General features: G+C 53.8%; 11 protein-coding genes, 3 tRNA genes and 1 pseudogene. 7 read left to right on the top strand and 8 right to left on the bottom strand.

All coding sequences use genetic code 11. The features are described from left to right. Positions 1-258: 258 nt before the first annotated feature. Positions 259-918: a riboflavin synthase gene (locus ACR8BN_RS10645; protein WP_010670039.1), complete on the bottom strand. Its 660-nt coding sequence runs from the start codon at positions 916-918 to the stop codon at positions 259-261. 202 nt (positions 919-1,120) lie between these two features. Here ACR8BN_RS10645 and ACR8BN_RS10650 point away from each other — a divergent pair. From ACR8BN_RS10650 to ACR8BN_RS10675, 6 genes and pseudogenes are all read left to right on the top strand, one after another. Continuing rightward, positions 1,121-2,493: pseudogene (locus tag ACR8BN_RS10650) on the top strand (MATE family efflux transporter). A gap of 152 nt (positions 2,494-2,645) precedes the next feature. Beyond that, a tRNA-Val gene (locus tag ACR8BN_RS10655) sits at positions 2,646-2,722 on the top strand. Positions 2,723-2,725: 3 nt separating this feature from the next. Further along, positions 2,726-2,802 (top strand) — tRNA-Val (locus ACR8BN_RS10660). Between the two features lie 11 nt (positions 2,803-2,813). Beyond that, positions 2,814-2,890 (top strand) — tRNA-Val (locus ACR8BN_RS10665). A gap of 344 nt (positions 2,891-3,234) precedes the next feature. Further along, positions 3,235-4,647 (top strand): pyruvate kinase PykF, encoded by a 1,413-nt coding sequence (gene pykF / locus ACR8BN_RS10670; protein WP_010245613.1) that lies wholly within the window; start codon positions 3,235-3,237, stop codon positions 4,645-4,647. Between the two features lie 304 nt (positions 4,648-4,951). Next, positions 4,952-5,188, top strand: coding sequence for a major outer membrane lipoprotein (locus ACR8BN_RS10675; RefSeq protein WP_009090492.1), 237 nt, complete (start codon positions 4,952-4,954; stop codon positions 5,186-5,188). A gap of 81 nt (positions 5,189-5,269) precedes the next feature. Here ACR8BN_RS10675 and ACR8BN_RS10680 read toward each other — a convergent pair whose 3' ends face one another. Genes ACR8BN_RS10680 through sufA form a run of 7 tightly spaced genes read right to left on the bottom strand, consistent with a single transcriptional unit; the run spans position 5,270 to position 11,931 of the window. After that, positions 5,270-6,295 (bottom strand): L,D-transpeptidase family protein, encoded by a 1,026-nt coding sequence (locus ACR8BN_RS10680; RefSeq protein ID WP_115387596.1) that lies wholly within the window; start codon positions 6,293-6,295, stop codon positions 5,270-5,272. 55 nt (positions 6,296-6,350) lie between these two features. After that, entirely contained in the window at positions 6,351-6,767 is a 417-nt protein-coding gene (gene sufE / locus ACR8BN_RS10685; protein WP_010245623.1) for a cysteine desulfuration protein SufE, read from the bottom strand. Positions 6,768-6,788: 21 nt separating this feature from the next. Beyond that, positions 6,789-8,012, bottom strand: a complete 1,224-nt coding sequence (sufS, locus tag ACR8BN_RS10690; protein WP_434747581.1) for a cysteine desulfurase SufS — start codon at positions 8,010-8,012, stop codon at positions 6,789-6,791. Further along, entirely contained in the window at positions 8,012-9,292 is a 1,281-nt protein-coding gene (gene sufD, locus ACR8BN_RS10695; RefSeq protein WP_039391819.1) for a Fe-S cluster assembly protein SufD, read from the bottom strand. Before sufD ends, sufS begins: the two co-directional genes overlap by 1 nt. Then, positions 9,267-10,013 (bottom strand): Fe-S cluster assembly ATPase SufC, encoded by a 747-nt coding sequence (gene sufC / locus ACR8BN_RS10700; protein WP_010245631.1) that lies wholly within the window; start codon positions 10,011-10,013, stop codon positions 9,267-9,269. Before sufC ends, sufD begins: the two co-directional genes overlap by 26 nt. 42 nt (positions 10,014-10,055) lie before the next feature. Further along, positions 10,056-11,549, bottom strand: coding sequence for a Fe-S cluster assembly protein SufB (sufB, locus tag ACR8BN_RS10705; RefSeq protein ID WP_003853227.1), 1,494 nt, complete (start codon positions 11,547-11,549; stop codon positions 10,056-10,058). Positions 11,550-11,556: 7 nt separating this feature from the next. Then, a complete protein-coding gene (gene sufA, locus ACR8BN_RS10710) occupies positions 11,557-11,931 on the bottom strand; it encodes a Fe-S cluster assembly scaffold SufA (protein ID WP_010245637.1) in 375 nt (124 codons plus the stop codon). 388 nt (positions 11,932-12,319) lie between these two features. Between sufA and ACR8BN_RS10715 the strand changes: the two genes are divergently transcribed. Next, positions 12,320-12,724, top strand: a complete 405-nt coding sequence (locus ACR8BN_RS10715; RefSeq protein WP_031590472.1) for a hypothetical protein — start codon at positions 12,320-12,322, stop codon at positions 12,722-12,724. Positions 12,725-12,744: the final 20 nt, after the last annotated feature.

Raw genomic sequence — 12,744 nt, forward strand, 5'->3', positions numbered from 1 at the left:
AAGCGTTGCGCAAGGAACAGGGTCAGATCGGAAAGTCGCAAAACCTGTCATCCCTGACACGCCCGGCCCACGCGATTACGCACCTCATCCCTGAGGTGCGCCCGTTGCCGGGCCAACGCTTTGCGTTGTTCAAAAACGCTCCCGGCGTTTTTATCCGGGCGGCTGGACGCTTTCCTCTTCTGACCCGGCGCCCTGCGCTTTTATAGTGCTGACAGAGTAAAACCGATTGGGCTGTCTGCGGTGCTTACGCGCCTTTTATTAACTCTCTGTCGTTGACTGGCCGGTCAGCATGCTCATCGCCGCCGCGGCATCGCGCTGTGCTAATACCCGCTCAACGGTCTCCACGATTGCCTGCGTGTGCGGATCGATTTCAATATTCACCCGATCGCCAAAGGTCTTCGCCCCCAGCGTAGTACGCTCCAGCGTTTCCGGGATCAGATAGACGCAGAACTTAGTCTTAGTCACATCGCCTACCGTCAGGCTGATACCGTCGATGCCGACAAACCCTTTATGCAGAATATATTTCATCTGCGCCGCATCCTGGATTTTAAACCAGACCTCGCGGTTATGTTCTGACTGGATAATCTTGCAGATTTCAGCGGTGGTCATAATATGACCAGACATCAGATGTCCGCCTATTTCATCGCTGAATTTCGCTGCACGCTCAATATTGACCACATCGCCCTGACGTAAATCGCCAAGGTTAGTTACCCGCAATGTCTCTTTAATTAAATCAAAACTGACGCGGTCGCCTTCAATTGCCGTTACGGTTAAACAGCAACCGTTATGGGCTACGGATGCGCCCAGCGCCAGACCCGGTAAGAGCTCTTCCGGCAGGCGGACAGTGTGGGTACGAAACAGTTCTTTCTCTTCAATGGACACGATTTCTGCGGTGCCCTGCACAATACCGGTAAACATAGTCTTTGCCTCTGCGAAGTTTACGCTAGTTTATCACAGCTCAGGTCGGCTGTTAGATTTCAGCCCGCGCCGCCGCTTTATAGCGGAGCAAACCGCATTGTGTGACAAAGATTGGCGAATTCTGTTACGCCAGTTACACTAGCTCGCGAAATTCCCCGGGCTTCCTGCCCCTTTTAATTCATTCAATAAGTCAGGTGTTAACGTGCAGAAGTATTTAACAGAAGCGCGTCAATTGCTGGCCCTTGCGATTCCGGTCATCCTTGCTCAGGTGGCTCAAACCGCAATGGGATTTGTGGATACCATTATGGCCGGCGCAGTCAGCGCCACGGATATGGCCGCCGTTGCTGTCGGCACCTCTGTCTGGCTACCGGCCATCCTGTTTGGTCATGGTCTTCTGCTTGCATTGACGCCCACCGTTGCGCAACTCAATGGTTCTGGCCGCCGCGAACGCATCGGTGAACAGATCCGCCAGGGATACTGGCTTGCCTTTTTCGTCTCCCTGCTGATTATGGTGCTGTTGTGGCATGCCGGTTATCTTATCCGGGCGATGCATGACATCGATCCAGTGCTGGCGCTGAAGGCAGAAGGCTATCTGCATGCCCTGCTGTTCGGCGCGCCAGGCTACCTCTTCTTCCAGGTGCTGCGCAATCAGTGCGAGGGGCTGTCGAAAACCAAACCCGGCATGGTGCTGGGCTTTTTAGGCCTGATGTTCAACATCCCGCTCAACTATGTCTTTATCTATGGCCACTTCGGCATGCCTGCCCTGGGCGGTGTCGGCTGCGGCGTGGCGACCGCCTCGGTCTACTGGGTGATGTTTATCTGCATGCGCTACTGGGTGCGCCGGATGGGTAGCATGCGCGATATCCGTATGGAGAGCCGCTGGTCCCCCCTTCCCGTCCGATTCTGAGCCGCCTGATGACACTGGGATTGCCAGTGGCGCTGGCACTCTTCTTTGAGGTCACACTGTTCGCCGTGGTCGCCCTGCTGGTTTCGCCACTGGGCATCGTTAACGTGGCCGGCCACCAGATTGCGCTCAATTTCAGTTCACTGATGTTCGTATTGCCGCTGTCGCTGGGTGTCGCGACCACCATCCGCGTCGGTTATCGTCTGGGCCAGGGCTCCACCGAGCAGGCACGGGTCGCGGCCTGGACCGCCCAGGGGGTTGGCATCAGCATGGCGGCGCTGACCGCCATTTTTACCGTGACATTTCGTCATCAGATTGCCCTGCTCTATAACGACAACCCTGAAGTGGTGACGCTGGCGGCACAGCTGATGCTGCTGGCGGCAATTTATCAGTTCTCAGACTCGATACAGGTGATTGGCAGCGGGATCCTGCGCGGCTATAAAGATACGCGGTCGATTTTCTTTATTACCTTTATCGCTTACTGGCTGCTGGGGCTGCCCGCCGGTTATCTGCTGGCGCTGACCGACTGGCTGGTGCCGCGCATGGGTCCTGCGGGCTTCTGGTGCGGCTTTATTATCGGTCTGACCTCGGCTGCGGTGATGATGCTCTGGCGCATCAGACGGTTACAGCAATCACCGGCGGAAATTATCCTGACGCGTGCAGCACGATAACGTTCGAGGCGGGTCATTCATGGCCCGCAATGACGAAAAAAACGACGGTTAGCACAGTTGCTGTGCAGTCATGGCGAAAAAACCATTTTCCCCTTGCCAGCCTCACACGCTGCCGTTAATATTCGTCCCCGCTGTCGCCCTGACAGCATGTTGCGCTCTTAGCTCAGTTGGTTAGAGCACCACCTTGACATGGTGGGGGTCGATGGTTCGAGTCCATTAGAGCGCACCAAGTGCGTCCGTAGCTCAGTTGGTTAGAGCACCACCTTGACATGGTGGGGGTCGGTGGTTCGAGTCCACTCGGACGCACCAATATTCAGAATGCGCTCTTAGCTCAGTTGGTTAGAGCACCACCTTGACATGGTGGGGGTCGATGGTTCGAGTCCATTAGAGCGCACCACTTTCAGAATTCCTTCAGCTTGCGCAACTCCACTTTTATTGATCTGCATCGCTTCCCCCTTCTGCTTTTTGATTGGTTTTCGCATACTTAGCGTCTATACTGTCCCGCGTTGCTTACTTGAAAGGTTTCAGCGATCACGTGCTTACTGCGATAACTCAAATGATTTGCGCAACAACAGCGTGGTGGTTACCAACCGTAACCGCACAACTTCCCTGCACGCCTGGCCTTCGTCACCTATTCTTACTCAGTACTGCCCTTTTCAGTCTCAATCAGAAATTTCACTTCGATGCGCTGCCATCGGATTCCGCCCTTATTCATCCATCACAACTTACAGAAAATCCGTCATGAAAAAGACTAAAATCGTTTGTACAATTGGCCCGAAAACCGAATCCGAAGAGATGCTGACTCAGCTGCTTGAAGCTGGCATGAATGTTATGCGTCTTAACTTCTCTCACGGCGACTACGCTGAGCATGGTCAACGCATCACCAACATGCGTGCCGTTATGCAAAAAACCGGCCGTCAGGCCGCTATCCTGCTGGATACCAAAGGCCCTGAAATCCGCACCATGAAACTGGAAGGCGGCAACGATGCGGCTCTGAAAGCGGGTCAGACTTTTACCTTTACTACAGATCAGAGCGTGATTGGCAACAGCGAGCGCGTTGCGGTGACCTACCCGGGTTTCACTGCTGACCTGAAAATCGGCAACACGGTGCTGGTCGATGATGGCCTGATTGGTATGGAAGTGACCGAAGTCACTGAAAATACCGTGGTGTGTAAAGTCCTGAACAATGGCGATCTGGGTGAAAACAAAGGCGTTAACCTGCCAGGCGTCTCTATCCAGCTGCCAGCACTGGCCGAAAAAGATAAGCGCGACCTGATTTTTGGTTGTGAGCAGGGTGTAGACTTTGTCGCCGCCTCTTTCATCCGTAAACGTTCAGATGTGCTGGAAATTCGCGAGCACCTGAAACAGAACGGCGGCGAGCATATCCAGATCATCTCCAAAATCGAAAACCAGGAAGGCCTGAACAACTTCGACGAAATCCTCGAAGCGTCAGACGGCATCATGGTTGCGCGTGGCGACCTGGGTGTTGAGATCCCGGTTGAAGAAGTGATCTTCGCGCAGAAGATGATGATCAAAAAATGTAATAAAGCACGCAAAGTGGTCATCACGGCTACCCAGATGCTCGATTCCATGATCAAGAACCCGCGCCCTACCCGCGCAGAAGCCGGTGACGTGGCAAACGCCATTCTTGACGGTACCGATGCTGTGATGCTGTCAGGTGAGAGCGCCAAAGGCCGTTATCCGCTGGAGTCGGTCACCATCATGGCGACCATCTGTGAGCGTACCGATCGCGTGATGAAGTCCCGCATCGACAGCCAGAGTGATAACCGCAAAATGCGTATCACAGAAGCTGTCTGCCGTGGTGCTGTAGAGACCGCTGAGAAGCTGGAAGCGCCACTGATTGTGGTTGCTACCGAAGGGGGTAAATCTGCTAAAGCCGTGCGTAAATACTTCCCGAATGCGACCATCCTGGCGCTGACCACCAATCCGATGACTGCCCGTCAGCTGATCCTGAGCAAAGGGATTGAGACACGTCTGGTGACAGAGATCGCTTCAACCGATGATTTCTATCGTCTGGGTAAAGAAGCGGCGCTGGAAAGTGGCTACGGCCAGAAAGGCGATGTCGTGGTGCTGGTGTCAGGTGCATTAGTACCAAGCGGAACTACCAACACCGCTTCTGTACACGTTCTGTAAAACTCTCTCTGACCATTATTTTGAAGCGCCTTTATCGGGCGCTTTTTTTTATTTCTACTTAAACCAAATGTCAGAAAATTCCAATCGAAAATAACTATTCAAATACTCTTAATATTAAGGTTAATCCGATTAAATCTCTCTGTTTTCGCTAAATTTTTTTATCATATTCTGTGATTCGCTGCTTCTTTGAGCGAACGATCAAATTTAAGCATCTTCTCATCAAAAATTTATTCTCAACTTAAAAAGCTTTGTGTAATACTTGTAACGCTACATGGAGATTAACTCAATCTAGAGGGTATAAATAATGAATCGTACTAAACTGGTACTGGGCGCGGTAGTTCTGGCTTCAACTCTGCTGGCTGGTTGCTCAAGCAACGCTAAAATCGACCAGCTGTCTTCAGACGTTCAGACTCTGAACGCTAAAGTTGACCAGCTGAGCAACGACGTGAACGCAGTGCGTTCAGACGTTCAGGCTGCTAAAGATGACGCAGCACGCGCTAACCAGCGTCTGGACAACCAGGCTCACTCTTACCGTAAGTAAGAGTTCTGGTTTAAAAATGGCGCCTTTATGGCGCCATTTTTTTTGCTCCGAATTCAGTGCCCTTCACAGGCACTTATCCGGTCAGGGCTGAACCGCGTTGCCCTCAGCCTGTGTCACCGGGCTATCAGCCCCCACAGATGCGCTCTCCAGCCCCGCAGGCGGCACGGTATCACTCTGCACCGGCTCCCCACTGCTGACGAGCACAGGCATGCCTGAGCGTCGTGCTAAGCTGGCTTTAATCAGCGCGCTATCACTCTTCTCACTTTTCATAAACTGCTTCACTCCGGCAGTGAGTGCAATCGGCATGGTCTGCGGATCGTCCTTGTCGTTGCGTGACAGCGGCTGATGCACTTCCACGTAGCGTTTCCCATCCGGCTCTACAGCGTATTTCACCGGCTGATTGATGATCTGTACCCGCGTCCCTTTCGGAGCTGAATTAAACAGCGCTTCGATATCTTCTGAACGCAGACGGATGCAGCCTGAACTGACGCGCATGCCGATGCCGAATTTCGCATTAGTGCCATGGATCAGATACTGGCCGGTGCCGCGCGCCAGACGCATGGCAAACTGCCCCATCGGGTTATCCGGTCCGGCGGGAACTACGCCAGGCAGCGTGATGCCCTCTTTGGCGTAGCGTTTGCGGATGTTCGCCGTGGGCGTCCAGGTAGGATTAGGGATCTTCTGGCTGATCTGCGTCACCATCACTGGCGTGGCCGCACCCAGCTGGCCAATGCCGATGGGATAGACAATGACCTTATCCTCCCCTTTGGGGTAGTAGTAGAGACGCAGCTCGGCCAGATTCACCACAATCCCTTCGCGCGGCGTATCGGGCAGGATCATCTGCAGTGGAACCGTCAGTTGCGTGCCCGCTTTGGGAAGCCAGGGATCGGTACCGGGATTCGCCTCCAGCATGCTCAGCAGGCCGACCTGGTAGCGCGCCGCAATCGCTTCCAGAGGTTGTTTATTGTCAGGAACCTGAGTCAGGACGTTTTCGCCAATCAGGCGACTGTCAGGTGGTGGCAGCGGATATTCGGTGGCGAACGCGGATGCAGAGAGCCCAAAGCAGGTCAGCAGCAATGCACCGGCTAAACGTAAAGCAGGTTTCATGCAATTTTCTCGTCAGATAAAAAACAGACGCCGGATGGCGTCTGTGGAGTGTAACTTAGCTGAGGTTCTGAGCGGTATGGCGAATAGACCGAATCATCGCCTCCAGCCCCTGCGACCGGGTGGGCGTCAGGTGCTGCATCAGTGCCAGTTCGCCAAACCAGTGGCGCACATCCAGCGCCAGGATATCGGCGGGCGGCAGGTTCTGATAGAGGCTAAATACGATAGCAATCAGTCCTTTAACGATAGCGGCATCGCTGTCGCCTTCAAACGCAATGGAACCATCCGCCTGCGGGGTCATTCTGATCCACACCTGACTCTGACAACCCGAAATCACGTTCTCCGGCTGGTGTAAGGTTTCAGAAGATTCCGGAAGCTTTGAACCCAGCTCAATAATGTAGAGGTACTTCTCTTCCCAGTTGGCGCAACGGTTGAAGTTGCGAACCAGTTTCTCTTTTTCAGGCAAATTCGCCATCAGTGACTCCGTTAAAACTGTTCAGCCGCCCAGCAGACGATGAATGCGCGTCAAACCGGCAGCCAGACGATCCACTTCCTCTTCACTGTTGTAGAACGTGAAGGAGGCACGGCACATCGCCGGTACATTGTAATGCTGCATCAGCGGCATCGCGCAGTGATGTCCGGTGCGGATGGCAATGCCATATTGATCCAGGAAGCTGCCGACGTCGTAGGCGTGGTGTTTACCGAGATTGAAGGCGATAACGCCAGCTCGTGACTGTGGCCCGTAGATCTGAATATCCGGAACGGTACCCAGCTTATCGAGCGCATAGTTCATCAGTGCCGTCTCGCGCTGATGAATCGTATCCAGTCCCAGCGCCTGCACATAGGCCATTGCCGCACCAAAGCCGATAATGCCGCCGGTATTCGGCGTACCCGCTTCAAAGCGCCACGGCGCACTATTCCAGGTGGTGCCGGTGGGCAGCAGGACGCGCTCAATCATTGAACCGCCCCCTTCCCATGGTGGCATCTCATCCAGCAGCGCTTTGCGGCCGTAGAGAATACCCACGCCGTTCGGGCCATAGAGTTTATGGCTGGAGAAGGCGTAGAAGTCGCAGCCGATATCCTGCACATCAACCTTGTCATGCATCACCGCCTGGGCACCATCCACCAGCGTTACCACACCAGCGGCTTTTGCCTGAGCAACGATCGCTTTAACCGGGTTAATCGTGCCGAGCACATTTGATACATGCGTCACCGCCAGCAACCGCGTACGGCTGTCGATCAGCCCCGCCAGTTGCTCCAGCGCCAACTCACCGTTGTCATTTAATGGCAGGACCCGCACTTCTGCGCCGTTGCGCTGGGCCAGCATCTGCCATGGAACGATATTGGCGTGATGCTCCATCTCAGTGATGATCAGGTTATCGCCAGCCTGGAGGTTACTGCTGCCCCAGGTGTTCGCCACCAGATTGATGCCTTCGGTGGTGCCTTTAACGAAGACAATCTCTTCCTGTGACTGCGCGTTGATAAAACGGGCAGCCTGATCGCGCACGTTCTCCATGTCGCTGGTCGCCTGCTGGCTCAGCGTATGGATACCACGATGCACGGCCGCATAGCCGTACTGATAGAAATGACTCTCGGCGTTAATCACCGAGAGTGGACGCTGTGCGCTGGCCGCACTGTCAAGATAGGCCAGCGGATGACCGTTGACCTCACGCTTCAGGATAGGAAAATCAGCCCTGACGCGTTCGAGATCGAAGTTCATCATATGTCGCCTCCGGGAAAACGTTGCGCGATACGCTGCAGCACGGCCTGACGCATCACCTCATTTTCCAGTGTCTCGGTCAGTTCTGCGGCAAACGCATGAATAATCATGGTCTGCGCAGCATCCTGCTCAATACCGCGCGAACGCAGGTAGAACATCTGCTCATCATCAATACGACCGATGGTGGCACCGTGGCTGCACTTGACGTCATCCGCATAAATTTCCAGCTGCGGTTTGGTATCGACTTCTGAGAGCTTGCCCAGCAACAGGTTGTTGTTGGTCATCTGCCCGTCGGTCTTCAGCGCATGCTGTGCCACTTTAATGTGGCCGTTAAACACCGCACGGCCTTTATCGCGCACGATGGTTTTATGCATCTGGCGGCTGACGCAGTGGCCCTTGTTGTGCTCCAGGTAAGTACGGGTATCCGCCACTTCCTGTTTCACCGGCAGCACCAGGCTGTTGATCGCCAGCGTGGTGTTTTCGCCGTTCAGCTGGGTACTGGTGTTGTGACGCGACAGCCCGGCACCCAGCAGGAAGCTGGTGCTGCTGACCTGGCCATCGTTGCCAATGACCAGATCGTTATGCGCAAAGTGATAGCTGGCGCTGCTTTCAAAGGCCAGCTTCGTGTGCGTCAGTTTTGCATTGTCGCCTACCGCAAAGGTAAAGCGCGTGCCGGTGAAATGGGCGCGCTCATCCAGTGAAACGTAGTGCTCAATCACTTCCGCTTCTGCACTCTCTTCCAGCTGCAGGTGATGACGATAGTGAACCGTGTTCATACCCGTCTGCTGACCGCTGGTGATATGCAGCAGATAGACCGGACGCGCAGCGGATTTACCGCGCGCCAGACGCAGGGTCGTCACCTCTTCTGCCAGACTCTCAGTCAGATGCAGGAAGACTTCAGGCTGAACCGCAGCAGGCAGCGGACGGCGCTCGGCGGCCACGCTGTGCTGAACCTCAAACAGATCGCAGTCGCGACTGCTGAAGGCTGGCTGGAACTGACCGTCAACATAGACCAGACGGATCGCATCCAGCGGCAGCGCGAGTGCATCAACCTGTTCAGCGCTCAGGGTCTGCGGCGCGTCAGGCAGTACAAACTGCTGAGACAGTAAGGTGTCCAGCGGCGTGTACTTCCAGTTTTCGTGCTTGCGGGTTGGCAGGCCAACGCGCATCAGTTGCTGCCAGTGCTGCTGCGCCTGCAGAGAACGCACGTCGCCACGCGACTCAAACAGGTGATGCCACTGTTGCAGCGCAGAATCACTCTTCGTCGGTAAGCCAGCCATAACCTTGCTCCTCCAGCTGTTTCACCAGCGAGAAGTCGCCAGATTTCACGATTTTGCCCTGATACAGAACATGAACGAAGTCTGGCTTGATGTAATCCAGAATACGCTGGTAGTGGGTCACGATGATAAAGGCACGTTTTTCGTCGCGCAGGCTGTTTACGCCATTCGCCACGATTTTCAGCGCATCGATATCCAGGCCTGAGTCGGTCTCATCCAGGATGCAGAGCTCCGGCTCCAGCGCCGCCATCTGCAGGATGTCGTTACGCTTCTTCTCACCGCCGGAGAAGCCGACGTTGACTGAGCGGGTCAGCAGATCTGCCGGCATCTTCAGCAGCTCAATTTTCTCTTCAATGAAGTCCTGGAAATCGAAGCGATCCAGCTCTTCCTGCTGACGATATTTGCGTACCGCATTGACCGAGGTCTGTAAAAAGAACTGGTTGCTGACGCCCGGAATTTCTACCGGATACTGGAATGCCATAAAGATGCCTTCACCGGCGCGCTCTTCAGGGGCCAGTTCCAGCAGATCTTTACCTTTGAAGCTGACCGAACCGCCGGTCACTTCATAATCTTCACGGCCTGCCAGCGTCGCTGACAGGGTACTTTTACCTGAGCCGTTCGGGCCCATGATGGCATGCACTTCGCCGGGTTTAATTTCGAGATTCAGGCCACGCAGAATGGCTTTATCTTCAACACTGACCTGCAAATCTTTAATGCTTAACATACTTATTCCTTCACATTGCTTCCGGCAACGCGTGTGACGGCATCAGCCCACACTGTGCTCAAGGCTGATGGCTAACAATTTCTGGGCTTCCACAGCAAATTCCAGTGGCAACTCCGAGAATACGTCTTTACAGAAGCCGTTCACGATCATCGAGATGGCGTCTTCTTCACTGATACCGCGTTGCAGACAGTAGAACATCTGATCTTCGCCGATACGTGATGTCGTGGCTTCATGCTCAAGCTGAGCGGTATTGTTGCGGGTTTCCACATACGGGAAAGTATGTGCGCCGCAATCAGGACCGATCAGCATCGAGTCACACTGCGTAAAGTTACGGGCATTGGTCGCGGTTGGCATGATTTTCACCAGCCCGCGATAGGTGTTCTGACTTTTACCGGCCGAAATCCCTTTGGAGATAATGGTCGATTTGGTGTTTTTACCAATGTGGATCATCTTGGTGCCGGTATCGGCCTGCTGACGACCGCTGGTCAGTGCCACTGAGTAGAATTCACCCACCGAGTAGTCCCCGCGCAGAATGCAGCTTGGGTATTTCCAGGTGATAGCAGAGCCGGTTTCAGATTGCGTCCAGGACATCTTACTGTGGTCGCCTTCACACAGCGCACGCTTGGTCACGAAGTTCAGGATACCCCCTTCACCTTCGCCGCCCGGGAACCAGTTCTGAACAGTCGAATATTTCACTTCGGCATTTTTGTGGATGATGACTTCCACCACGGCCGCGTGCAGCTGGTAGGTGTCACGCACTGGCGCTGAACAGCCTTCGATGTAGCTGACGTAGCTGTCTTCATCGGCAATCAGGATGGTGCGTTCGAACTGACCGGTTTTCGCTGCGTTGATGCGGAAATAGGTCGACAACTCCATCGGGCAACGCACCCCTTTCGGGATATAAACGAAGGTGCCGTCAGAGGCGACCGCTGAGTTCAGCGCCGCAAAGAAGTTATCGTTCGCCGGAACAACCGTGCCGAGATACTGCTTCACCAGCTCCGGGTGCTCCTGGATCGCTTCGCCAAAGGAACAGAAGATAATCCCCTGCTCCGCCAGCTTGCCGCGATAGGTGGTCGCCACCGAAACGGAGTCAAAAATGGCATCAACCGCCACTTCACGGCCTTCACGCACCGGGACACCCAGCTGATTAAAGGCGTTTTCCACTTCCTGCGTCAGATAATCGCTGGCTGGCGCGCTGCCTGAAGCCTGCATTGCACCGGGTTCTGACGCGCAGCTGTCATCACAGTTGCCGCAGGAAGGCGCGGAGTAGTAGCTGTAATCCTGGTAGTCGAGTTTTTCGTAGTGCGCTTTCAGCCAGTGTGGCTCTTCCATTTCAAGCCAGGCACGAAACGCTTTAAGACGAAACTCCAGCATCCACTCTGGCTCGTTACGCTTGGCCGAGATCGCCCGCACCACATCTTCATTGATGCCGTTGGCAAATTCTTCGGTTTGCAGTTGGGTAAAGAAGCCCTCTTTGTAGTTGAGCTTGCCTTCCCAGATTTGTACATCGTCAGATGTTTCGCTGTGTCGTGACATATTTCACTTACTCGACGCCAAAGCTCTCACCGCACCCGCAGGCGTGCTGAGCTTTAGGGTTATTGAATTTAAAAATCTGATTCAGGCCTTCACGAACGTAGTCCAGTTCGGTGCCATCAACGAATGGCATCGCCTGTAGCGGCACAAACAGCGTTGCGCCATGGAATGAGAACTGCAAATCATCCTCGACTGGCTCTTTCACCAGATCCATGACGTAACCAAAACCGGCGCAGCCGGATTGTTTTACGCCAAGCCGCAGACCCTTGACATCGGGGTCCTGAGCCGCCAGATTGAGAATTTGTTGCGCTGCGGTTTCAGTCAGCGTCAGCCCTTTCCAGACAAAATCGTCGGGTGAGAAAGAGTCTGTATTAACGGATGCCATGTTGATACCTCTTGAGTCCGGACCTTTTCAGGCTATCCCCCTATGGTAGTGATCTGACCAATCACTTCAACCTCTTGTTTTGCAGGGATAATCATCTTGTGCGGTTTTATTTGCTTAATTATTAAGCATAGCCTCTTCAGCTCACCTTGTGGTGAGAGCGTCAGCATAAATAAGCCAGTGTTAACCTATTAATAAATCACTCTTTTTTAAATAACCATTTTTGATAAAAATGCTTATTGATAGGTTACGCCTTTCTGCGATGTAAACAGATTGTTATTTCCGATTATACCGACAGGCAGGATAAATCGATAAATTTTTCTGCCAGCCAATTGCAATCACAGTCCAATTGAATATGATAATTATTATCATTCACATTCAGGGTGGCGTTATGACGCTTTCTGTCTCAGCCTGGCTGCAGCACAAAATCGACGAATATCAGTTTGCGGTGCGTGATATCACCGTCGACTTTTATATGGCGCAGGCAAAGCTCGACCGGGCCGACTGCTCGATTCATCAGCTACGTCAGTTTAACGATGCCTGTCAGGATATGGCAGAAATCTGCCAGTTGAACGGTGACGACCAGAGTTACCTGCATGCCATGGGTAAACTGCATCACCGACTGGTGCAGGAGATGGGAAACAGCGATCGTGATCGCCTGTTTCGCCTTCAGGCTTATCAACTGGCGCGATTGTCCCTGACCCGCCTCTGCCATCAACTGGCAATGGTCGGGGAGTGGAACCAGGCCACTGCGTTGCAAAGTGACTTTATGCGTCACGCAGGCTGGATATTCTAATCCAGCCAGGCCGTGACGTC

It is taken from the genome of Pantoea sp. Lu_F5_004 (genome assembly GCF_051136245.1).
GTDB classification, from domain to species: Bacteria; Pseudomonadota; Gammaproteobacteria; order Enterobacterales; family Enterobacteriaceae; genus Pantoea; species Pantoea agglomerans.